The sequence below is a fragment of the Vibrio sp. 10N.222.52.C3 genome (genome assembly GCF_041474195.1).
Classification (GTDB): domain Bacteria; phylum Pseudomonadota; class Gammaproteobacteria; order Enterobacterales; family Vibrionaceae; genus Vibrio; species Vibrio crassostreae_C.
On sequence record NZ_JBFRTQ010000018.1, the window covers coordinates 15,457 to 37,546 of the forward strand.

At 45.0% G+C, this 22,090-nt stretch carries 17 protein-coding genes; 8 read left to right on the forward strand and 9 right to left on the reverse strand.

Annotation, left to right across the window (positions count from 1 at the left end):
• Positions 1 to 4 precede the first annotated feature (4 nt).
• Both hyi and gcl read right to left on the reverse strand, forming a co-directional pair.
• Positions 5 to 781, reverse strand: a complete 777-nt coding sequence (gene hyi / locus AB4517_RS02520; RefSeq protein WP_017075254.1) for a hydroxypyruvate isomerase — start codon at positions 779 to 781, stop codon at positions 5 to 7.
• Positions 782 to 897: 116 nt separating this feature from the next.
• The gene (gcl, locus tag AB4517_RS02525; protein WP_372147839.1) at positions 898 to 2,670 is read right to left on the reverse strand and encodes a glyoxylate carboligase; all 1,773 of its coding nucleotides are present in this window, start codon (positions 2,668 to 2,670) and stop codon (positions 898 to 900) included.
• A 313-nt stretch (positions 2,671 to 2,983) separates the two neighbouring features.
• Here gcl and aceB point away from each other — a divergent pair, with 313 nt between their 5' ends.
• Complete coding sequence (gene aceB / locus AB4517_RS02530) at positions 2,984 to 4,609, forward strand: malate synthase A (protein ID WP_372147840.1); 1,626 nt, start codon at positions 2,984 to 2,986, stop codon at positions 4,607 to 4,609.
• 102 nt (positions 4,610 to 4,711) lie between these two features.
• Positions 4,712 to 5,152 (forward strand): heme-binding protein, encoded by a 441-nt coding sequence (locus AB4517_RS02535; RefSeq protein ID WP_008220964.1) that lies wholly within the window; start codon positions 4,712 to 4,714, stop codon positions 5,150 to 5,152.
• 99 nt (positions 5,153 to 5,251) lie between these two features.
• Here the strand turns inward: AB4517_RS02535 and AB4517_RS02540 are convergent, their stop codons facing one another.
• Positions 5,252 to 5,734 carry a MarR family winged helix-turn-helix transcriptional regulator gene (locus tag AB4517_RS02540; protein WP_017061583.1) on the reverse strand — a complete coding sequence of 161 codons (483 nt, stop codon included), beginning with the start codon at positions 5,732 to 5,734 and terminating at the stop codon, positions 5,252 to 5,254.
• Between the two features lie 123 nt (positions 5,735 to 5,857).
• Here AB4517_RS02540 and AB4517_RS02545 point away from each other — a divergent pair, with 123 nt between their 5' ends.
• On the forward strand, positions 5,858 to 6,751 hold the full coding sequence (locus AB4517_RS02545; protein WP_017067653.1) for a DMT family transporter: 894 nt from the start codon (positions 5,858 to 5,860) through the stop codon (positions 6,749 to 6,751).
• A 332-nt stretch (positions 6,752 to 7,083) separates the two neighbouring features.
• Complete coding sequence (locus AB4517_RS02550; RefSeq protein WP_372147841.1) at positions 7,084 to 7,998, forward strand: DMT family transporter; 915 nt, start codon at positions 7,084 to 7,086, stop codon at positions 7,996 to 7,998.
• A gap of 108 nt (positions 7,999 to 8,106) precedes the next feature.
• On the opposite strand, the gene AB4517_RS02555 is transcribed toward AB4517_RS02550, so the two are convergent.
• Genes AB4517_RS02555 through AB4517_RS02565 form a run of 3 tightly spaced genes read right to left on the reverse strand, consistent with a single transcriptional unit; the run spans position 8,107 to position 10,722 of the window.
• Positions 8,107 to 9,288, reverse strand: a complete 1,182-nt coding sequence (locus tag AB4517_RS02555; protein ID WP_102320832.1) for an MFS transporter — start codon at positions 9,286 to 9,288, stop codon at positions 8,107 to 8,109.
• Positions 9,278 to 10,426 carry a phosphotransferase gene (locus AB4517_RS02560; protein ID WP_372138530.1) on the reverse strand — a complete coding sequence of 383 codons (1,149 nt, stop codon included), beginning with the start codon at positions 10,424 to 10,426 and terminating at the stop codon, positions 9,278 to 9,280. Before AB4517_RS02560 ends, AB4517_RS02555 begins: the two co-directional genes overlap by 11 nt.
• 11 nt (positions 10,427 to 10,437) lie before the next feature.
• Positions 10,438 to 10,722, reverse strand: coding sequence for a GNAT family N-acetyltransferase (locus AB4517_RS02565; protein WP_004732803.1), 285 nt, complete (start codon positions 10,720 to 10,722; stop codon positions 10,438 to 10,440).
• Positions 10,723 to 10,996: 274 nt separating this feature from the next.
• Here AB4517_RS02565 and AB4517_RS02570 point away from each other — a divergent pair, with 274 nt between their 5' ends.
• Positions 10,997 to 11,743, forward strand: coding sequence for a flagellar brake protein (locus AB4517_RS02570; protein WP_017065025.1), 747 nt, complete (start codon positions 10,997 to 10,999; stop codon positions 11,741 to 11,743).
• Between the two features lie 163 nt (positions 11,744 to 11,906).
• On the opposite strand, the gene AB4517_RS02575 is transcribed toward AB4517_RS02570, so the two are convergent.
• Positions 11,907 to 14,267 (reverse strand): Lon protease family protein, encoded by a 2,361-nt coding sequence (locus AB4517_RS02575; RefSeq protein WP_372119223.1) that lies wholly within the window; start codon positions 14,265 to 14,267, stop codon positions 11,907 to 11,909.
• Positions 14,268 to 14,507: 240 nt separating this feature from the next.
• Here AB4517_RS02575 and AB4517_RS02580 point away from each other — a divergent pair, with 240 nt between their 5' ends.
• Together AB4517_RS02580 and AB4517_RS02585 are read left to right on the forward strand one after the other, a co-directional pair.
• Complete coding sequence (locus AB4517_RS02580) at positions 14,508 to 15,002, forward strand: hypothetical protein (RefSeq protein ID WP_372147842.1); 495 nt, start codon at positions 14,508 to 14,510, stop codon at positions 15,000 to 15,002.
• 12 nt (positions 15,003 to 15,014) lie between these two features.
• Entirely contained in the window at positions 15,015 to 16,649 is a 1,635-nt protein-coding gene (locus tag AB4517_RS02585) for an ABC transporter ATP-binding protein (RefSeq protein WP_372147844.1), read from the forward strand.
• Positions 16,650 to 16,845: 196 nt separating this feature from the next.
• Here AB4517_RS02585 and AB4517_RS02590 read toward each other — a convergent pair whose 3' ends face one another.
• On the reverse strand, positions 16,846 to 17,859 hold the full coding sequence (locus AB4517_RS02590) for a LacI family DNA-binding transcriptional regulator (RefSeq protein ID WP_137001361.1): 1,014 nt from the start codon (positions 17,857 to 17,859) through the stop codon (positions 16,846 to 16,848).
• Between the two features lie 94 nt (positions 17,860 to 17,953).
• Entirely contained in the window at positions 17,954 to 21,052 is a 3,099-nt protein-coding gene (locus tag AB4517_RS02595; protein ID WP_372147845.1) for a GH116 family glycosyl hydrolase, read from the reverse strand.
• A gap of 63 nt (positions 21,053 to 21,115) precedes the next feature.
• Here AB4517_RS02595 and AB4517_RS02600 point away from each other — a divergent pair, with 63 nt between their 5' ends.
• On the forward strand, positions 21,116 to 22,063 hold the full coding sequence (locus AB4517_RS02600; RefSeq protein WP_372147846.1) for an aldose 1-epimerase: 948 nt from the start codon (positions 21,116 to 21,118) through the stop codon (positions 22,061 to 22,063).
• Positions 22,064 to 22,090 lie beyond the last annotated feature (27 nt).

The window sequence follows — 22,090 nt, forward strand, 5'->3', positions numbered from 1 at the left end:
GCAATTAACGGTACTGGTGTAGCCAACCAAGGCCTTCTGTCGTTGTTGTTTTCGGTTTGTATTCGCAGCCAACCCAGCCTTGATAGCCAAGCTCATCAAGATAATTGAGCACAAATGGGTAATTGATTTCTCCGGTACCCGGTTCGTGTCGGCCTGGATTATCCGCCAGTTGCACGTGTGCGATTTGGCCAATGTTCTGCTGCATGGTCGGCGTTAGATCGCCTTCCATAATTTGCATGTGATAAATATCGTATTGGATAGAAAGGTTATCGCTCCCTACCTCTTTGATGATCGCTTTGGCTTGCTCTGTGGTGTTTAAGAAGAAGCCCGGAATATCACGGGTGTTAATCGCTTCTATCACTAAGCTGATGCCTTCTGCTGCTAGCGCGTTCGCCGCGTAATGCAGGTTAATCACAAACGCCGATTGCGCGTCTTGTTGGGTCACACCTTGCGGCACAATCCCGGCCAAGCAATTCACTTGAGTACAACCGAGTGCTTTTGCGTAAGCGATGGCTTTAGGTACACCTGCTTGAAATTCTTCAACTCGTGCTGGGTCTACCGCGATACCACGGTCGCCAGCGTCCCAATCACCCGCGGGCAAATTAAATAGCACTTGCTCTAGGTTATTAGCGTCAAGCTTTGCTTTGATTGCCTGAGCATCAAAGGCGTAAGGGAAAAGATACTCCACACCTTGAAAGCCCGCTTCTGCGGCAGCTTCAAAGCGATCCATAAAATCAACTTCCGTGAATAACATTGACAAGTTTGCTGCAAATTTTGCCATGACTCTGTCCTTATTCTTTATCTGTAAAAATCTGGTTGTTTGTAGTAAAGCCTCGCTCTATCGGAGGCTTTCCGTAGAGCTAAGCCTCTGCTCTACGGATACACATTACTTAATGATTACTTGTACGCTAGCGCGGTTGGAGCATCGTCGCGGCTTTCGGCAAGTGGTTCAAATTCGTTGATGGCGTTGATCTCTACGCCCATCGCAATATTGGTCACTCGCTCAAGAATCAGCTCAACAACAACCGGTACCTTATGCTTGTTCATCAGCTCTTTAGCTTGCTCAAACGCAGCGGCAATTTGCTCTGGTTCACGAACTCGAATCGCCTTACAGCCTAGGCCTTCAACAACTGCAACATGATCAACACCGTAGCCTTCAAGCTCTGGCGCGTTCTGGTTATCGAACGCTAGTTGTACACAATAGTCGATATCAAATTGGCGCTGTGCTTGGCGAATCAATCCTAAGTACGAGTTGTTCACCAACACATGAATGTATGGCAAGTTGAATTGAGCACCTACCGCCAGTTCTTCGATCATAAATTGGAAATCGTAGTCACCAGAGATAGCAACGATATCGCGATCTGGATCGGCCGCTCGTACACCCAATGCGGCGGGTGTTGTCCAACCCAATGGGCCAGCCTGACCACAGTTGATCCAGTTACGCGGCTTATAAACATGCAGGAACTGAGCGGCAGCAATTTGCGACAAACCAATCGTGCTCACATAACAAGTGTCACGACCAAATGCCTTGTTCATCTCTTCATAAACACGCATCGGTTTCATTGGCGCTTCATCGAAATTGGTTTTACGCAGCATGGTCGATTTGCGTTCCTGACACTCACTTGCCCAAGCATTTCGGTTTGGCAGCTTGCCAGCGTCACGCCACTCTTGCGCCACTTCAACCATCAGCTCTAGCGCTGCTTTCGCATCAGAGACAATACCTAAATCTGGACAGAACACGCGACCGATTTGGGTTGGTTCAATGTCTACATGTACGAACTTTCGGCCTTCGGTGTAAACATCCACAGAACCGGTATGACGGTTAGCCCAGCGGTTACCAACACCAAACACAAAATCAGAATTAAGCATGGTTTCATTGCCATAACGGTGAGAAGTTTGTAGCCCTACCATACCCGCCATTAGCTCATGATCATCTGGGATTGAGCCCCATCCCATCAAGGTTGGAATCACTGGTACACCTGTGATTTCAGCAAACTGCTGCAACAGTTCAGATGCGCCTGCGTTGATCACACCACCACCGGATACAATCAAAGGTTTCTCCGATTGAGACATCATGGTTAATGCTTTCTCAACCTGAGCGCGGGTTGCTTGTGGCTTGTAAGGTTCAAGTGGCTCATAAGTATCAATATCGAACTCAATCTCAGCCAGCTGCACATCTAAAGGCAGGTCGATCAGCACTGGGCCGGAACGTCCAGAACGCATCAAATGAAAGGCTTTTTGAAATGCGCGTGGTACTTGAGCAGGTTCCAGCACCGTGGTTGCCCACTTAGTGACTGGCTTGGCAATCGATTCGATGTCGACCGCTTGAAAGTCTTCTTTATGAAGGCGAGCACGCGGAGCCTGACCAGTGATACATAGGATAGGGATCGAGTCAGCGGAAGCAGAATAAAGACCCGTGATCATGTCCGTTCCTGCGGGGCCAGAAGTACCAATACACACACCAATATTATCCTGATTAGTACGTGTGTAGCCTTCAGCCATATGGGATGCACCCTCTACGTGACGAGCTAAGACGTGGTCGATTCCTCCGAGCTTTTTCATAGCCGCATACATAGGGTTAATTGCTGCGCCGGGAACACCAAATGCGATGTCTACACCTTCACGTTTAAGCACCTCTACCGCTGCTTCAATCGCTTTCATAATTGCCATTCGAACCTCCAATTCAGATTGTATACAATTAAACCAACTTTTGTGTACTATGAACCATCCTAGCTATTTATCAACCCCAAAATGAAACAATTTTGTTACATCACACAGCCGATTTGAGTAAGCACTAACCCTGAAAAGCTTACAATTCATTGCTTTACATAAAATATCTTTACGTAAAAATAAATTACAAAAAGACCAAATGATAAATAAATGTTAAATACCCTTTGCTTGTTTACAATTTATGCAATATAAATACCCTTAAAAAGAGCATTTTGTATACAAAGTAACATCGTATTGTTTAAAGGAGACAACAATGATGAATGACGTAAAAGAGAGAGAAGAAGTACAATGTATGCAGGTACTTGGGAAGATGGACAACTCCGAGTACAAAGAGATCTTGTCTAAAGATGCATTAAAATTCTTAGAAGCTCTCGTCAATAAGTTTGGAGATCGCCGTCATACCCTGCTAAGTGACCGCGACGTAAAACAAGCTCAATATGACGAGGGTGAGTTACCCAATTTTAGAAAAGACACCATTTCCATTCGTCAGAATAAAGAGTGGAAGGTAGCAACACCGCCACCAGAGCTGCTTGATCGCCGCGTAGAAATCACCGGACCTATCGAAAGAAAGATGGTGATCAACGCGCTAAACTCAGGCGCGAAAGTCTTCATGTGCTGCTTTGAAGATGCGTCTTCCCCGACTTGGGCCAATATGGTCGAAGGGCAAATCAACCTAAGAGACGCCAACCTTGGCACCATTAGCCATTTCGATGAGAAGAAGCAGAAGCGTTACCAATTAAACGACGATCCTGCACTGCTGATCGCTCGTCCACGTGGTATTCATTTACCTGAGCAGTCCATTCAATTCAACAATCAGCCTATCGGCGGTTGCTTGATGGACTTCGCCTTGTACTTTTTCCACAACTATCAATCACGAGCACAACAAGGTTTAGGGGTTTACTACTACATTCCCAAGCTTGAGAGCATGGAAGAAGCACAATGGTGGGACGATATTTTCAGCTTCACCGAAAACTATTTCCACGTACCCAAAGGCACCATTCGTGCGACGGTTTTGATCGAAACGCTACCAGCCGTGTTCCAGATGGAAGAGATCTTGTATGCAATGCGCGATCATATCGTAGCGATGAACTGCGGCCGTTGGGATTACATCTTCAGCTATATCAAAACGCTGAAGAACCATAAAGACCGCATCCTGCCAGATCGTCACGGAATCGGCATGGATCAAGAATTCCTCAACGCCTATAGCCAACTGTTGGTGCGCACTTGTCACGCTCGTGGTGCACTGGCAATGGGTGGTATGTCAGCCTTTATTCCAGCGAAAGACCCACAAGAGATGGCGCGTGTAACTGCCAAAGTAATTGAAGACAAACAGAGAGAATCTCAAAACGGACACGATGGCACATGGGTCGCGCACCCTGCACTGGTTGATTTGGCAATGTCGATCTTTGATAAGCACTTAGATGGCAAAGTAAACCAAATGGATTTCCAAAGCCCAGAGCATGTGATCAATGCAGACTCTCTGCTAAAACCTTGTGAAGGCAGCCGCGACGAAGCAGGAGTACGTAAAAATATCCGCATCGCGCTGTATTACATCGAAGCATGGATTCAAGGCTACGGCTGTGTACCTATCTACGGTCTTATGGAAGATGCGGCGACCGCTGAGATATCGAGAGCCAATATTTGGCAATGGATCCACCACGGGGTAACACTCGATGATGGCCAAACCTTTACCAAATCACTATTCCACTCTTGGCTTTACCAAGAGCTAGACACCATAAAACATGAAGTCGGAGACTCGCGCTATGCAGCAGGTCGATTTGAAGAGACAGCTGATCTTTTCTATCAACTTTCTACAGCCGATGAGTTCGCTGCCTTCCTAACTTTACCCAGCTATGGGCTGTTACAAGAGTCCAGTTAGGACTCTTGTACCGAACTGAATCAGTCAATGATGCTCACCAACAAGAGTCATGATTGGCTGACTTAGCTTGGTACACGGCCCCTTGAAAAACTAGGAGATAACATGGGAAGTTTGACTCTACAACAAGCGTTAACCATCATCGATGGAACCTTAAAAGCAGGAAACAAAATCCACACAGAACCTTTGACGGTCGCCGTCTTAGACAGCGGTGGCAAGCTGATTTCTCTGCAACGTCAAGACGGCTCTAGCATGATGCGACCAGACATCGCGATCGCTAAAGCGTGGGGGGCACTCGCACTGGGTTGTTCCTCTAGAAAACTCGCCCAAGATGCTGACAACCGACCAGCATTCATCTCCGCCGTAAACGTGCTCGCACACGGAAACATGGTGCCAGTTCCAGGGGGGCTACTGATTCGAGATAAGGATAAAACGGTACTTGGTGCGATTGGGGTCAGCGGTGACATCTCAGACATCGACGAAAGTTGCGCCATCAACGGCATTGGTTGTGCAGAACTGTTCAGTGACGAGATGCTGCAAGCTTAACTCGCCAATTCGCTGTACTTGAAGTTCTTAAACAAGCACAAAAAAACCGAAGCGATTAAGCTTCGGTTTTTTATTGAATCTAAAGGAAGATCAGAAAAACTACTCGTACGCGCTCAACCATGTTTTCAGAAGTTGGTTGGTGTTCTTCTTCTGACTCGCAGACAATGATTTAACCAGTTTTTTCTGCATTTCGACATGTTCAGTCATCATTTGGTCAATCAGAATAAGACCATCTTTAGTTAACTGGACACTCACGCTGCGTCTGTCTTCTTTGCTGTGTTCACGACTGATCAGCCCTTTGGCTTCTAGCTTATCAAGGCGATTGGTCATCGCGCCAGATGTCAGCATCATGGATCCAATCAGTTCAGATGGCGTCAGTCGGTAAGGCTTCCCAGAACGTCGCAACGTCGCCAGCACATCAAACTCACCCAGCTTCATGTCGTATTTTTTATGAAGCTCGGCAACTTGCGTCTCCATATACTTGGCAATACGCATAATCCGACCCATCATTGCCATAGGCTCAGTATCTAGTTCGGGCTTTTCCTTTGCCCATTGCTCTACTACGCGGTCGATAGCATCCATTTGCAATCTCGCTCCGTTGTTAGTCTGATTACTTCAAACTAGTTTAACATAAAGATACTTTACAACCACTAGTTCTCAGTATACAGTTCACACAATAGTTATCTTAACGTAAAGATATTTTAAATGAACATATTATTAGCAATGATCCCCGCGTTCTTTTGGGGAACAACCTATGCAGTGACGCAATTTACGCTACAGGAGTGGCCACCATTATTATTGGGTGCTTTGCGTGCGTTACCTGCTGGTTTGTTATTGCTAGCAGTAAAACCAACACTGCCTAAAAAAGGCGAGTGGCAAATCATTTTCACACTGGGCCTTATCAATATCGCGACCTTCTTTGGCTTGATCTTCGTGATGGCGCTAACGCTGCCTTCGGCAATCTCTGGCGTGGGCATGATCTCCGTGCCGGTGTTCGCGATGATCTTCCACTGGGTAGTAAAAAAACAGCGCCCGCATCTGATTCAAGCCCTTTCGGGTATTGGCTTGATCACCTTAGCGTGGATACTGTTTAACCCAAGCCAAATTGCTCTGAACCCAATCGGTTTAGGCGCAATGTTTGCCGCAATAATGTGTATTGTCATCGGCAGCAGCATTACCAAGTCACTGGGTAACCGCATGCACTGGTGGAAGGTATTAACATGGCAACTGATTCTGGGCGGTACGATTTTGTCTGTCGCGTCTGGCGTTCATGCATTCATCGATCCGCAGCCTTATATTAACGCTGTCACTCATTTCGATACTCGTAATGCTATGGGACTCGTATGGGTTATTGGGCTAAACACAGCGCTGGGTTACGGCATGTATGTGTGGTTGCTACAGCGTATGTCGGTGGTTGATTTCACCTTCGGTGGCATCGCAAACCCAGTAGCTGGCATCGTGACCGGTATGGTGTTGATGGGTGAATCATTCACTGCAGTACAATACTCACTAATGACCGGCATGATAGTGATGTCACTGCTACCACAACTTATCCTTGCGGTAAGACAATCCAAACAAGTTAAGCCTGTTACGCAGTAGACGCAGCCTCTTAAACGTATTGCTCAAAAACGCGCCTCATTAAGGGCGCGTTTTTTGTTGCTACGCTAACAGCAATAACCCAACAGCCATACTCGTTGAGTTGACCATTCCTTAAGTTAAATTAAACCTCACAAAGAACAATGACTTTACTTTAACTATCTAAAGCGAATTTATTTTCTATAAAATAATCATACTAGAGATTTAATTTCCACAAAAAACTCAAATTAGAGATAAAAAGACAAAACTTTTCTCCGACTACCTTTCTATACTGTGCCACGTCATTAAGGCGCTACAAGCCTATGATTTAAAATAATTATTAATGAGTAGTCACCATGAATTCGAAGTCTCTAACTATCTTGCTTTTTGTCTCTGTTTGCTTAATTTGGGGAACCACTTGGTTCGCTATGGAAGTAGCATTGCATTCTATCCCACCTATTTTTGCTACTGCGTTACGCTTTTTACTTGCAGCACCTCTGCTTGCGGTATTAGCGAAAGTCTTCAACCAACCACTGCTGTTCCCTAAAGGTAAGCGCCAATGGCTGCTTATTGTTGCGCTGATGTATTTCGCGATTCCGTTTACGTTGATGATCTATGGCGAGCAATACATCTCTTCAGGTTTAGCGTCGATCATCTTCGCCAACATGCCTGTGGTTGTGATGCTGATGTCTGGCTTATTCTTAGGTCTACGACTGGCGAAGCACCAGATATTCGGTTTGATTACTGCTGTTGTGAGCCTATGTTTAATCCTTGGCAACGAAATGCAGATGGGTGGCGATGACTACCTAATTGGCACGGTTTGCTTAGGCCTTGCTGTTGCGATTCACGCAGTTATGTATGTGCTGGTTCAAAAGCACTGCAAAGGTATTGAAGTACTAACCTACAACGCCGTACCGAGCCTGATTGCTGCTTTATTCTTATTCGCTGTTTCAGCTGTAGGTGAAAACGTGAATGTTGAATCCTTCACTGGGGATTCAATCTCAGCCGTGGTTTACCTAGGCTTTGTCGCGAGTGTTGGCGGCGTTGTGGCTTACTTCAAATTAGGACAGGTTTCGACACCTTTCCAAGCATCTATCTGCTTCCTAATTTTCCCTGTGGTTGCACTACTGATCTCTTGTTACATCAATGGTGAGGTTCTATCTGAACAGTCACTTGTAATGATGATTCCTCTACTTTGCGGCATCCTGCTAACCAAAGTACCAAAGGGAATCTTCAAGCTGCGTACCGAATTAAAAACCGTAAGAAACTGATCCGCGTGAAACCTATTTTGCGGATTAGATATACATATCCCACATAAACAAAAAGCTCCAATATCACTATTGGAGCTTTTTGCTTATTTCATAATATCGAGACCAACATTAGCGCCAGCTAAACATTCGCACTTCGTTGCCCTCTTCAGGTTTCTTAGGAATGTTTAAAGATAGCGCTAGAGAAACCACGGCCATCACTGCACCAATATAGAAAACCGTTGCAGGAGAAGACAACCAAATCACACCAAACACCACTGGAATAACGACCGCTGCAATATGATTGATGGTGAAAGAGACACCAGCAGTTGATGCCATGTCTGCCGGGTCTGCGATTTTCTGGAAGTAAGTTTTGATCGCTAGCGCCAATGCAAAGAACAGGTGATCGATCACGTAAAGTGCCGCCGCCCATTCCGCGCTTTGCACCAAACCATAACCGACAAACACACCAATCAAGCCAACATACTCGAAGATCAACGCTTTACGCTCGCCAACCACACCGATAAATCGACCAATGCGCTTCGCAAACAAGAAGTTAAATAGGTAATTAACCAAGAACAACAATGTGACGTCGGCAGCCGAGTAACCAAACTTCTCTACCATCAAGAAGCCTGCAAACACAGTGAAGATTTGTCTTCTCGCACCGCTCATAAACGTTAGCGCGTAGTAGAGCCAGTAACGCTTTCGCAGCACCAACTTCTTATTCTGTGGCGTTTTGGTCTGAAACTCAGGGAAGCCAAAGGTCATCACCAAAACCAGAATAAAACCAATGCCGCCAGTAATGCCGTACACCCAAGCAAAGTCGAGCTTCAGCTGTTCTAGCATCACCCAGATAGATCCGTAAGTGATTAAGGATGCCAACGCGCCAACGGAGATCATTTTACCCAGCATCTCGGGCGCTTCTTCTTTACTCAACCATTGCAGTGACAGAGACTGCTTCAGCGTTTCAAAATAGTGAAACCCCGTCGACATCAAAACCGTAGTCAGCAACAAGCCTGTGAGTGAAGGGAATAAACCGGTTATCGCCGTGCCCACGGTCAGCATCGCCAGCGATATCAACATAAAGCGTTGCTCTCGAATGAAGGCTAAAACAAACACCACGGTAAACGCTAAGAAGCCTGGGATCTCACGAACACTTTGCAACAAACCAATATCGGCGCCATCAAAGTTCGCTTTCTCAATCACGAAGTTATTAAGCAGAGCCATCCAGCTCGAAAACGCGATAGGGACAACAATCGAAATCAGTAATAAGAAGTTTTGCGGCGTTTTCCAGCTCGCGGTTCTATCGAACATTGACGGACTCCTGTTCGTCTAATTGAGTGAGCACTCGTAAGGTCAACTGCTCAGTATAAGGGTTGATCTTCCAGTGCTCTGGGCTCCAACCTTTTACGAAGCGTTGGAAATCGGACCATGCCACGTAAAACATTGGTCGCCATGCGGCTTCGACTTCATCAAATGAAAGCTGTGGTTGATAGTGCGCTAATGCTTCTTTCAAGTGCTGGAAGTAAGCACCTAGTACTTCTGATTCAAGCTCTGCGCAATCTTGTGGCCTAATCGCGCTGCTCATGAACAAGGCGACATCTTTCATCGCACAGCCGTGACCCACATATTGGAAATCGACCGCAGCCGCGCGTTCGCTTTTCGAATCAAAGCAAAAATTGGCGAGCTTAGCATCACCATGGACTAAGGTTTGATATGGACATTCTTTTAATAAACGGTCGATGTGCTTGGCTTGGTTCTTCAATGGTAAATCAGCCAAGGCATTGAGTTCATCAGGGCGTGTATCTAGATGCCAATAAGTACCGACTTGCCACAATGATGACAACTGCTCTTGATTGATATTGATGTGCTTTGCGTGAAAGTTAGCAAGCCATTTAAGGCAAGCATTACGTTGTTTTTGCTCTTCTCTTGTGTAACTAGATGCCTGATAGTCAGAAGCAGCAAGCACATCAAACTGAGAGATCAACGGGAAGCCAATATCCGCTAAGTCTTGCATCACTATCAGCCACTCATTCTCTTCTAGTTCACATTGCAGCCCAACAGGTACAGGGCAGCGCTCGTCCCATTGTTGGGTGAATGACTGATACCAAGCTGTTTCCACTTGGTAAGAGTGTACCTTTCGTTGGTGAGAGAGTTTGGTATTCCAACCCTTTGGGTGTTCAGCTTTATCTGGCAACGCGACATGTTTAACAATCACACTCTTGAGTTCCGCACTGCTTTCTTGAGAAAAGACTAAGCGAACTAACTCGCCATATCCACCCCATAGGCGTTGAATCACTTGGACATCAAACCCTTCATGACAACCCAGCGAGGTCGCTATTTTTTGATAAAGCTCATTTTGATAAAACTCTTGTTGATAAAGCTCTGGCTGATTTTGACTTGAACCCGCTTCAGGTTGAGCTCGATTATTCGACGATATTGATTGAGACATATTACTCGTTGTTATGCTTTATCGGATAGAAGGTGTGACCACTGTGGCTGCCTATTCATGTAGTGAACCACATAGCTACAAACCGGCACAATTTTGAAGCCCGCTTGTTCAATTTCAGGCAATACCGACTCCATCATCACCTTACCAAAGCCCTTGCCTTGCAGTTCATCAGGAATGCGTGTCGACGTGATATGTAGTACATCTCCGTCCTTTTGATACTTAACGACCGCGAACTGGTTGGGTTCTAACTCTACCGTGATCTGGTTCACTTCTTGATCCCATTTTACTGCCTGCATTCTCAACTCCTGCAAATAATTGATACGACAAACAATAAAAGTTTGAAGTATGAGTTCCTTGTAATAGACTAGCGCAAGTGCATATAAATAAAACTAAGTACTTACAAACACAGCAAATAATTCAGTGCAATCGGCTTAATATAAAATCAGCAATGATAAAAGGCACTCTATAAATCTATGTGAGTACGTCCACTAAATCTAGCACGTAATAACCCCTTGTTAGCAAGTTACCAGTATAACTAACAGACGCATGTTGGCGCATGGAGAACATATAATGAACGCACCCCTGAAGAAGCCTTTGGAGCATAATCAGGCACTTCAAGACCCTCGTAATCGCACCGTTTCCACCATCAATAGCACTGATGCACTGGCCATGATTGAGCACGGCAGTGAGCTGACATTAAATGTCTCGACTCCCGTTGGCACGAAGTTTCTCGCCACCACCAAGTTTATCGGAACGCACAGTGATAACTGTATTGTGGTTGAGGTTCCCGAGGTATCCAATGAAGATCTGAACTTTTTCTTTCAAGAAGGTTTTTGGATGACCGCTCGTGCGTATTCTCTACGAGGTGAAGGCGCGCTTATCCACTTTAGAAGCCAAATTCACCATAAGATTGGTGAACCCTTCCCTATTCTAGTGCTGTCTACACCAAGCACGATGCAAGTGACTCAGCTACGTAAAGAAACACGCTATGAAGTGAATCTGGCTTCAAGAATCATCTTCAACGACCAGCGAGCAAACTGTGAGATACGAGATTTATCGAAAAGTGGTTGTCGTTTCGTTACCTCACCAACCTCTCGTGCGATTCAGATTGCCGATCGAGTGTCTATTGAGATAACCCCTGAGAACTACAACGGACCATTGATTCCGCCATTGCGAGGCATCGTCTGTAATCTGCAGAAATCGACGCACTACGCTCGATACGGTGTTGAATTTGATGATATTGGCCGAGCTAACGCCAAACACCTTTTGGCAAAACTGAAGTTCGATGGCACCAAGCTCTGCTTGCGAAACGGTTAACACCATTTAACACGCAACTTTTACCGAATACCGTAAGCTGACCAAATACAAATAGCTCACTGGCAAACTAAACCTCAACCAACAAAAAAGCCATCGATTCTAGAATCGATGGCTTTTGCGTTTTGGCTGTTTGTTTATTTGTTTAGCTATCTAGATATTCAAACTATTTGCGCAGTGCGTTCAGTTTAGCTTGGGCGATACCAAAGATAGTATCAATTGGATAGCTACCCTCATCACTCGCCTCACCAGCGGCTTTGCCTGTGAACAGTTCAATCGCCTCTGTTACATGGTCAATCGCCCAGATATTAAACTCGCCCTTTTCAACCGCTTTCACAATATCGCTACGCAGCATCAGGTTGTGAACATTTGAACGTGGGATGATCACCCCTTGTTCGTTTGAACGCCCTTTGATTTCACACACATCAAAGAAACCTTCAATTTTCTCGTTCACACCACCAATTGGCTGAGACTCACCAAACTGGTTCATCGAGCCTGTAATTGCGATATCTTGACGGTTTGGTTGCTTAGAGAACGCTGATACAACCGCACAGAACTCGGCCATACTCGCACTGTCACCATCGACGCCACCATACGATTGCTCGAAGGTGATGTTAGTGGTGAGCGGGACTTTGGCTGTCTTACCAAATACGGAAGAAAGGTAAGCCGACAAGATCATCACGCCTTTTGAGTGAATGCTGCCACCTAGGTCTACGTTTCTTTCAATATCAATCACTTCACCATCGCCGTAAGCCGTGGTGGCAGTAATTCGGTTTGGCGCACCGAACATGTGATCGGTGGTGCTTAATACAGACAGAGCATTCACTTGCCCAACCGCCTGACCATCAACATGGATCAGTGTTGTGCCGTTGGTAAACGTCTCCATCACACTGTCTTGCAGTCGTCCGACACGCATCTGTTGGTTAGATAACGCTTGGTCGACGTGTGTTGCTCGAATCAGGTTCGACTTTGAACCTCTCGCCACGTAGTTTGACTCACGAAGCAGATTAGCAATGTGTGCCGAGTGCAGAGACAATTTACCTTGGTCACCCGCCTGACGAGAGCTGTGCTCAATGATGCGAGCGATCGCTTTACGGTCACAATGCAGCATGTTGTTGTCGTGCACGATACTCGAAATAAAGCGCGCGTAGTGCATTTCAGAATCGGGAGTACGCTTCATCTCATCTTCAAAATCGGCCGTCACACGGAACAATTCACCAAACTCTGCATCGTAGTGTTGCAGCAGTTGGTAAGTTCGGTAGTCGCCAAACAGGATGATCTTGACGTCCAATGGAATCGGCTCTGGATCAAGCGATACCGCGCCCGTTAAGGTCACCTCTTTCTCTAATGAAGTGAAGCTCAATTGACGTGAACGCAGCGCTCGTTTCAAGCCTTCCCAAACGTACGGCTGCTCAAGTACCTTCACCGCATCCATCAGCAATACGCCACCGTTAGCTCTGTGTAAGCTACCTGCACGAATCAATGAGAAGTCTGTAAAGACAGTGCCCTTGAACGTTGCCGTTTCTACATAGCCAAACAGAGAGTGATAATTTGGATTCTCTTCCACCACGATCGGCAGAGTCTCCTCCTTTTGGCTCACAATCACGTTAACCTTGTAGCGACGCGGCATTTTCTTATCCAAAGAAGCGGTTGCAACTTCGGCTTGCTCAGTGCTCTCTTCTAAGAAGATGTCAGCGTTGTCGACAATGTCTTTACGCAGTGCCGTTAGGTACTTTTTAATGTCTGGATATTGGCTGTAATCCTTCTTCAATTGCTTGATGAAGTGCGTGATCACGTCTCGCGCCGTATCATCATTCAGTTTTTGAATTTTCTCAGTGTACGTTTCTTCAAGTTCCGTCAACTCACGAGAAATGGTTCGCAGACCGACTTCCAATCCATCAATGGTTTTATCGAACTGGTCTTGCTCTTCCGGCGAAAGCAGATCAAAGCTCTCTTCGGTATGAAGATCATCACCATTCATGGCCACAAACTGGTAATCACCCTGAGTGGTGATCGTCAGGTTAATGCCCTTGTCTTTCGCTTCTTGGCTAATGCTTTCTAACGCGGCTTGTTGCTTAGCTGCTAATTGGTTTTTAAGCCTGTCAGCACGGCTAAAGTACATCTCGTTATCAAATGCTAGAGGCATACCTTTCAGCAGTTTACGCATCAATTTTTCAATATCTTGCTTTAAGCTGCTGCCAACGCCACGAGGCAATTTCAGTACCTTAGGTGTACGAATATCTTCGAAATTCGCGATATAACACCAATCAAAAAGCTCCTGCACTTCTTGAGGGTGACGGTTCAGATAGCGCAAGATCATGGTGCGTTTACCCAGACCATTTCGCCCTATCGCATAAATGTTGTAACCCTTTTCCTTGATTGACATCGCGAACTCAACGGCCTTTTGTGCACGTTCTTGCCCGACGATTTCGTCAATTGGAGCCAGTTCTTTGGTCGACTTACATGGTAGCTTATCGAGTTCCGCTACCTTATACAGCTGTTCTGTATTGAGTCTTTGCATCGCCATCGCCGCCTCCTTAGTCCTTCATTACTTGGGTGTAGATAAAATCAGTGTAGATGTAATTTCCTATAAATTTAGTGACTTACGCAACATCGCTGTTCAACTGAGCAAATAACGCACAATTTGAGCCATTTTTAAGAATAACCGGCCACTTTATTTACCAACTTAACATGTGAATGATTTTAGTTTGCATTTGATAATAAATATCATTAACATTTTCAGATATTATAAATTGAGGATGTGGATATGGAAATTGAACGATGCTGGATGCACTACCTAAAAGCTGAACAGTTAATGGAACAAGGTCACTGGCCAGAAGCACAGCGCCTGTATGGTGATGTTCTAACGTCTCTTCCTCACCACATCCAAGATGCTGCATACCAAAGCGACATCAAGCCCTGCCAATTTGCCTGTCTACTTGCAGGGCTTAGAGACGCAAGTGTCGCTCAATCAGAGATTTTCAACCGTTTAGGCCATCATCAGCAAGCCTTCGACACCTTGAATCAGTCTTACGCACTGATGCAATTTATCTCTCTCGAAAGCACAGAACTGATCCAACGCACCTATTCACTGCTGGAAAAACAGAGTGAAGATCTACTCAATCACTTGATCGCTTTTTGCAGTACTCAACGCAGTTCGTATTGGATGCTCGAACTAGAACAAATTCAACGTGCTCATCACCATTTTGGGCAACTTAAAACCACGTCAGAAGTGAAATCTTCACCTAATGTCTTAAATTGATAAGGATATATCATGTCGGACCGGGCCATTCTTAAAGTCAATAACCTCTCCGTTAGCTTCACAACCAATGATGGAATCATTGATGCGGTAAAAAAGGTTAACTTTACCCTTAATTCTAGCGAAACCTTGGCCATTGTTGGTGAATCAGGTTCAGGTAAATCAGTCTCTTCTAACGCACTCATGCGTTTGCTCCCTGATAACGCCATCATTGATGCTCAATCTGAAATAGAATTTGAGGGGCAATCAATACTTGGCAAGACTGAACGAGAAATGCAGTCGATTCGTGGCGACAGAATCGGTATGATCTTTCAGGAACCGATGACCTCTCTCAACCCATACCTGCGCGTGGGCACACAAGTGGCTGAAGCCATTATGTGCCACCGCAATGTATCGAAATCAAAAGCAAAACAGCGTGTGCTAGAGCTCTTCAATCTTGTGCATTTACCAATGCCAGAACAGGCTTACAACAAGTATCCGCATGAGTTTTCAGGCGGTCAGTTGCAGCGCATCATGATTGCAATGGCTTTGATCAACGAGCCCGATATTTTGATTGCCGACGAACCCACCACCGCATTGGATGTGACCGTACAAGCGGAAGTGCTTTCTCTTATCAAAGAAATCCAAAACAAAATGGGCATGGCAATTTTGTTCATCACCCATGACCTTGGCGTCGTGAAACATTTTGCCGACCGTGTTTTGGTGATGTGCAAAGGTGAGCTAGTTGAAGAAGGGATGACTCAAGCCTTATTCGAGAATCCAAGACACGATTACACACGCATGCTGATTAACTCGATTCCTAAAGGCGCTAAGGTTCCTGTTGAGGCGTCAGCCCCAGAGCTATTGTCTGCTGACGATATCCGAGTTCAGTTCTTGGTTAAATCACATTTCATCAAGAGTAAAAGTCAGTACTTCGAAGCCGTAAAAGGCATTTCGTTGAATCTTAAACAAGGCGAAACGCTAGGCATTGTGGGTGAATCAGGGTCAGGTAAATCGACCCTTGGACGTGCATTAATCGGCTTGCTGCCAAGTACCGGACGTATTGTTTACAAAGGCCAAGACGTTAGCTTATTAAATGATAAAGAGCCTCACAAGCTCAAGAAAGATGTCCAAATGGTGTTCCAAGATCCTTATGGTTCTTTATCACCACGCATGACAGTTGGGGAAATCATCACCGAAGGCTTAACGGTGCATCAACCTCATCTATCCAAGCAAGAACGTTTAGAAAGAGCGCGCAAAGCATTGATTGAAGTTCGCTTAGAGCCGAATTCAATAAACCGTTATCCACATGAGTTCTCTGGCGGACAAAGACAACGTATCGCGATTGCTCGCGCACTGATTCTAGAACCTTCTTTCATTTTGCTGGATGAACCGACTTCAGCACTCGATCGCTCAGTACAACTGACCGTGATTGACCTGCTAAAAGACATTCAAGCCAAGCACAATATCGGCTTCCTGTTCATCAGCCACGATCTCTCGGTAGTGAAAGCACTGTCGGATCGTGTATTGGTGATGCAGAAGGGTGAAGTGATGGAAGAAGGGTCTGCAGAAGATATTTTCAACAACCCGAAAAATGACTACACCAAGAAGTTAATCGCAGCGTCATTCGCATTCGACTTAGAAAATAAATCGAAAAAAAATGCGGCGTAACGGGAACTAATCAACATTAACAGCGTCTTATAATTACATTCTGAATAATCTCCTAATGGATTGAAATCTAGAATGGATATAGCAAAACTGGTTTGGCCGCCAAAAGAGAAATGTCGCATGGATGCGACATTTTTCGTTTCTGAAGGGAAATAATGTGTCTTTGACTGTAACTCCCTATGATTCAATCATTTCACAACTAACGATACAGAGACTTGGTCGACTCTCTGACGATTAAATCTATCGGTGGTAGTCGTGCTTCATGCCTCTCACCTGAAAGTAAGTTCAAAATCGACTGAGCACACACCTCTCCAATCTCTTCAATTGGCTGCCTTAATGTTGTTAACGCAGGTGTGAAATACTTAGACGTTGGCAAGTCATCAAACCCAATCACTGACACATCTTCTGGCACTTTGTAGCCGTGATCATGGAGCGCCTTAATCGCGCCGTAAGCCGTTTGATCATTGGCAGCAAACAGGGCTGAGAAGTGAATCTTAGATTCAATTAATTCCACGGTTTTCTCATAGCCAGTTTCACTACTGAAATCCCCTTGCTTGACGAGCTTTGGCATCACCTTAATGCCCGCCTCTTGCAGCGCTTTCTTATAGCCTTCAAAACGATTACCCGCATCTGGTTGACTCGAAAGCCCTTTGATATGGGCGATGTTCACATGCCCTTGTTGTAATAAGTGAAGCGTCGCCATGTAACCGCCTAGCACATTATCGATATTGATTGAACGAACGTTGTCTTCAGCGAAATCATAACCGACCGCGACAATCGGGATGTCTTGCGCGTACTTGGCAATATCCTCTTTGGTGATGCTGCCTGTTACGATGATCATTCCATCGACATTGCTCTTAGCCAGATACTCTAAGGCGTGTATCTCGAGCTTTTTTTGCCAATGCCCGGTTGCTATCACTAACGAATAACCTTGAGCGATCAGTGTTTTCTCCATGTCATTGAGAATACGGCTGGTATAAGGGCTGTCAGGGTGTTGCACCAATACACCAATGGTGAGCGAGCGTCGGTTGGTGTTTTCTTGCATTTGGAAGTTAGGTTTGTAGCCCGTGTCTTTAATGGCTTGCTCAATGTTTTGGCTTTTATCATCCGACACATAAGTGGTTCGATTAAGGAAGCGAGACACGGTGCTGGGAGAAACGCCAGCTAGCCTCGCTACATCGTATACGGTGGTTTTTTTAGTTTTAGTGCGCATCTCGATACCCTAATCCAGTGACATTTGGGGAGCCCTAGAGCTCCCCATCAGTTTCAACTCAACATTGCTCAATGTTGAAACCCATACTATTTAATTAATATAAGTAGGCGAAAATCATCCCCGGTCGGAAGTAGCGACCTGCGGTGTATTTCAACCCAGTGCTCAATAACCATTTATGAAGAACCATAGCTTGCTCCGCTGAGATTTCGCCTTGCAGCATACTAACAAATTTATCACTGTCTTTAGTCAGCTCAGGATTAACCCGACCGTCAGACAGCACACAGTTTTGCAACTTAAGTGCATTAATCCACTTTTTCGCATCATTTTGTGACAATTTAAAAGACTCTGAAAGATCTTTCTCATCAAATGAGACTGAACAATTGAACCCTTCTGGTGCGGCAAATGGAATCTTTGAATAGTCATACAGCGCGGTGTACACAGTATCCATCAATGTTTCTGCTTGCTGGTTTTTACCTGCCAGACTCAACGCCGTTGCGACACTAAACTGCACACCAATCCACACATCTTGAGCCTGAAATGCCTCATGCGGCGAACCATCGGCCAACGTCATATTCGCAACCCCAAGCTTAGGGCTGTTAATTTCGAAGTTATGCTTATAAACATAGTCTAGTGCGCGTTGGATGTTCTCTTGCGGGAAAATACCTTCTAAACCGATGAGCTTTAGGTAGCTGTCAGCCAATAAAGCATCGCCAAAGCTGTTGTCTGAATCAGGTACTAAATCTAAGTAGTCTTGTGTAAAGGCTTGAGGCGCGGTCTCGCTCAATAAGCGCTTCTTAGATACTCTTTGAGACACCTTGCTGATGCTGATTGAAGTATCTGTTTCATTGAGATAGGTATTGAGCGTGTTCTTATCGGCAATCGCATCGCCCGTCAAAGTTAGGCCTAAGGTTTCCAGAGCTTGGTAGCCTTCACCCGTTAGATGCTTGGCTTGAACTGGCGTCACGAAGAAGTGGTAGTAACCCTCTTTGTCATCCCACAAGCTTTGCTCAACCGTGGCTAACGCCTTTTTAGAACGTGTTAAGTAACCGCTAGCTCGCTCGCTTTCACCCATCAATTGTGCAAGTTCGCTCGCGGCTTGCAGGCCAGCAACCCACAGGCTCGCACAATAAATAGAGATGCCGTGAGAAGCTAGGTTATCAAAGGTATCGTCTGTGCCTCGGGTTAGTGGTAAATCGTCACCCTCAGCGATCAAATTCGATAAGAAATCGATGCTTTCAGTTACCGCTTGCCAGCACTCATTAACCACAGAGAGATCTTGGGTGTTTTGATAATGGCGGTACACCATCAGAATGTATTTCGGCGCTAAGTCCTTCCATTCCTTAACATTATGCCAGCTATACGCGTCAGGCTGAATGTCGAACGGGCTACCCAAATCGTGGATTACTGCACCTCGAATCGCACGCACACCTTGGTACTTTTCATCAATCAATTCGGCATTCGGGGTCGCTTCATATTCCCAGTAACGGCGCTGAGTGAAGTCTTCAGCCAAAATCGCTTTTGAGAACTCTTTCATTACGCAGCCATCAAGCTCCGGCAGCAAGTAAAGCAGTGAAAATGAGCCGTAAAAATACACATCCAGAGAGTTAAAGAATGGGTAATCAACACACTCTTTCACTAGGAACTTATCTTCTTTATCCCATACCGTAGATTCGGCTAAAAACGATAGTGAGTTCATCGCCATCGTCGCATAGCGCAGCGCTGATTCAGGCTGTGATATTTTGCTTTGAGCTTGCTCTAGGAAAGCGATCTGTTGCTCAATAATCTTCTGCTCAATCACCTCAAGCTTTGGCAAAACATCTTGTAACATCGGTAAGGCAGGCTTTGCTTGTGGGTAGAATTGCGTGTAAGCCTTGTCTGAGTGCCAGCCATTGAGCATAACTTTACTGTGTGCCATCACCTGTGCGAAACGCAGGTCAACGGATTCGCCCGGCTCCAACTCAACCTGAACCACGACCAATGCACTCAATGCTTCGCGCCCAGTGTAGATCCCAGTTTGGAATTCTGTATTAGTACGGCCTGTTTTCAGTGCGAACTCGGTTTGCTGGGTCACTTTCGAAGTATAAAGCGTTGGCTTAACAGACACCGATACCTTGCCAGATTTAGTCAAACGGTTTTCGGCTTGAACACCAAACACCACCTCACCCTCAATGTCACTTTGATAAGGGGACTGACTAGTGAGCTGAACACCAGTAAAACTGTGGCTTTCATCATTGACCTTCACCGCTTTATGCTGCTGAGCAATCGGGTTTTGAGATAAGGTACACGCCGAATCTTGAATCCCATCACGACCTTTTCGGTAGGTTGAACCAATCAAGTTTTGTAGCGGCTGAGCAAGCGTAATCACGCGTGGTTGCGATGAATTATTGGTTAATTCGAAGTGATTCCAGTGCATCGGTAAAGAGCAAAGGCGTTTGTTCTCTTTAACGATCGGAGAGACTACCTTACGCTTTATATTAATATCGTCGAAGCTATTGTATTTATATTCAGCCAGTGGATATAAAGCTTGGTATTCTATATCCCTGCCATTAACGCTATCTATATCACAGCTATTGAGACTATCCATATCATTATTATCACCCGCAGTGAGTGATAATAATCTCGTTGTATCATTTATTAATAAACCATTAAAGAAATCTAAGGCTACATATAATTGACAAATAGTTGAACCTGAATCTTCTTCAATCAACAATTGACTCTTATTTGAAAATTCAACGTTCCATTTTGTAAAGTTAGTTTTATTTTCTTGGTAGAATCGACCATTTTTTAATGCTGTTTGAATGAGACTAATCGCATTCGACATTTCTCTACTTTCAATCTTTTTGCCATCAAACAAAGCAGGATAGAAGTTCAGGTGAACGCTTAGCTCTTGTTCATTAAGAACTTGCAGCGTGTCGATGGTTGGCACATTCATCACTGACGCATAAAAATCATTAAAATTAATAACTTGCTCTGAACAATCGACAAAGATTCCCGGAATAAAGCTGAAGTTAGGCGTGTTGCCGTTTGGTGTGAGTGTAAATGTGTTACCAATTCCACCGACTGCCATACCGGTATTTTCTGGTGTAGTCGAAATTGGCGTGTACCAAGGTTGAATAAATTCAACTGCATCACCTTTTTTACACAAGTGTTCTGAATTTCCTGAGTAGCTCGTATATGGAATTTTATTATTCATTTTAAAACCGCCATTGAATATTTTTTCTTCTTGTTAATATCTTTTAAAAATGGAGACATCAACATGTTTAAAATTATAAATGAAAAATTTGGAAATATTGACTCTGTCACATTAATAAACCACCAACATGGTATAGAACTTCAAATAATCAATGGATTTGGTGCTGTTATTAATAAATATATCGTAAATAACAGTCCATTCTCTTTTATTTGTGGTTATCAGAATTATGATGAACTGATCAACCAACATCCGTTCTTTTCCCGCAGTGCTAAATTATTCCCTTTTCCAAACCGTTTAAACTTAGGTCGTTACAGTTTCGATAACCAAAACCATCAACTCCCAGCTAATTTTCCTTGGTCTGATCACGCCGTACACGGCCTGCTCTACAACCAACCTTTTTCAATCACAAACAGCGTAGCCACTGAAGAATCTGCCAGTGTGACGTTGCAGTATCAAACGTCGTCTTTGCATCCTGCTTTCCCGTTTGCGTTCAACCTTGAAGTCACCTTAACTATCGACATCACGGGTAGGCTCTCTTTCTCAACGACCGTCTCTAATCTGGGTGATTCAGCCTTCCCATTCGGTGATGCTTGGCACCCTTATTTTTCACTCGGCACTGAGCTAGCACAATGTGGACTCGCTATGTCGCCTTGCTCTGAGGTCATACACGAAAACGACCTACCCAATGGTGAAAAGCACGCTTTTGACCGTTTGTCTTTGGACGATTCACTCACCGATCAAAGCTTAAATCATTGCTTTGAATTTGATTCCAAGACAACCAATCAACTTGCGTTTACGCGCTCAGATTCGTCTGCCGCAATTCGCTACCAACAAGATGAAAGCTACCCATTCGTTCAGCTTTACACGCCAACTAGCGAGCAAAGTATTGCAATAGAACCAATGACTTGCCCAGCGGATGCATTCAATAACCAGATTGGCTTATTAACGCTTAGCCCGAACCAATCTCAAACCTTTACTTGGCAATGCCAAGCCACCTATCAGCCAACATAAAGAAAGCAAACTAAAGCAACTGCTGTA

What these genes read in the sequence shown, in the direction of transcription:
- hyi (WP_017075254.1), bottom strand. Translation starts at nt 781, where the DNA reads ATGGCAAAATTTGCAGCAAACTTGTCAATGTTATTCACGGAAGTTGAT.
- gcl (WP_372147839.1), bottom strand. Translation starts at nt 2,670, where the DNA reads ATGGCAATTATGAAAGCGATTGAAGCAGCGGTAGAGGTGCTTAAACGT.
- aceB (WP_372147840.1), top strand. Translation starts at nt 2,984, where the DNA reads ATGATGAATGACGTAAAAGAGAGAGAAGAAGTACAATGTATGCAGGTA.
- AB4517_RS02535 (WP_008220964.1), top strand. Translation starts at nt 4,712, where the DNA reads ATGGGAAGTTTGACTCTACAACAAGCGTTAACCATCATCGATGGAACC.
- AB4517_RS02540 (WP_017061583.1), bottom strand. Translation starts at nt 5,734, where the DNA reads ATGGATGCTATCGACCGCGTAGTAGAGCAATGGGCAAAGGAAAAGCCC.
- AB4517_RS02545 (WP_017067653.1), top strand. Translation starts at nt 5,858, where the DNA reads ATGAACATATTATTAGCAATGATCCCCGCGTTCTTTTGGGGAACAACC.
- AB4517_RS02550 (WP_372147841.1), top strand. Translation starts at nt 7,084, where the DNA reads ATGAATTCGAAGTCTCTAACTATCTTGCTTTTTGTCTCTGTTTGCTTA.
- AB4517_RS02555 (WP_102320832.1), bottom strand. Translation starts at nt 9,288, where the DNA reads ATGTTCGATAGAACCGCGAGCTGGAAAACGCCGCAAAACTTCTTATTA.
- AB4517_RS02560 (WP_372138530.1), bottom strand. Translation starts at nt 10,426, where the DNA reads ATGTCTCAATCAATATCGTCGAATAATCGAGCTCAACCTGAAGCGGGT.
- AB4517_RS02565 (WP_004732803.1), bottom strand. Translation starts at nt 10,722, where the DNA reads ATGCAGGCAGTAAAATGGGATCAAGAAGTGAACCAGATCACGGTAGAG.
- AB4517_RS02570 (WP_017065025.1), top strand. Translation starts at nt 10,997, where the DNA reads ATGAACGCACCCCTGAAGAAGCCTTTGGAGCATAATCAGGCACTTCAA.
- AB4517_RS02575 (WP_372119223.1), bottom strand. Translation starts at nt 14,267, where the DNA reads ATGGCGATGCAAAGACTCAATACAGAACAGCTGTATAAGGTAGCGGAA.
- AB4517_RS02580 (WP_372147842.1), top strand. Translation starts at nt 14,508, where the DNA reads ATGGAAATTGAACGATGCTGGATGCACTACCTAAAAGCTGAACAGTTA.
- AB4517_RS02585 (WP_372147844.1), top strand. Translation starts at nt 15,015, where the DNA reads ATGTCGGACCGGGCCATTCTTAAAGTCAATAACCTCTCCGTTAGCTTC.
- AB4517_RS02590 (WP_137001361.1), bottom strand. Translation starts at nt 17,859, where the DNA reads ATGCGCACTAAAACTAAAAAAACCACCGTATACGATGTAGCGAGGCTA.
- AB4517_RS02595 (WP_372147845.1), bottom strand. Translation starts at nt 21,052, where the DNA reads ATGAATAATAAAATTCCATATACGAGCTACTCAGGAAATTCAGAACAC.
- AB4517_RS02600 (WP_372147846.1), top strand. Translation starts at nt 21,116, where the DNA reads ATGTTTAAAATTATAAATGAAAAATTTGGAAATATTGACTCTGTCACA.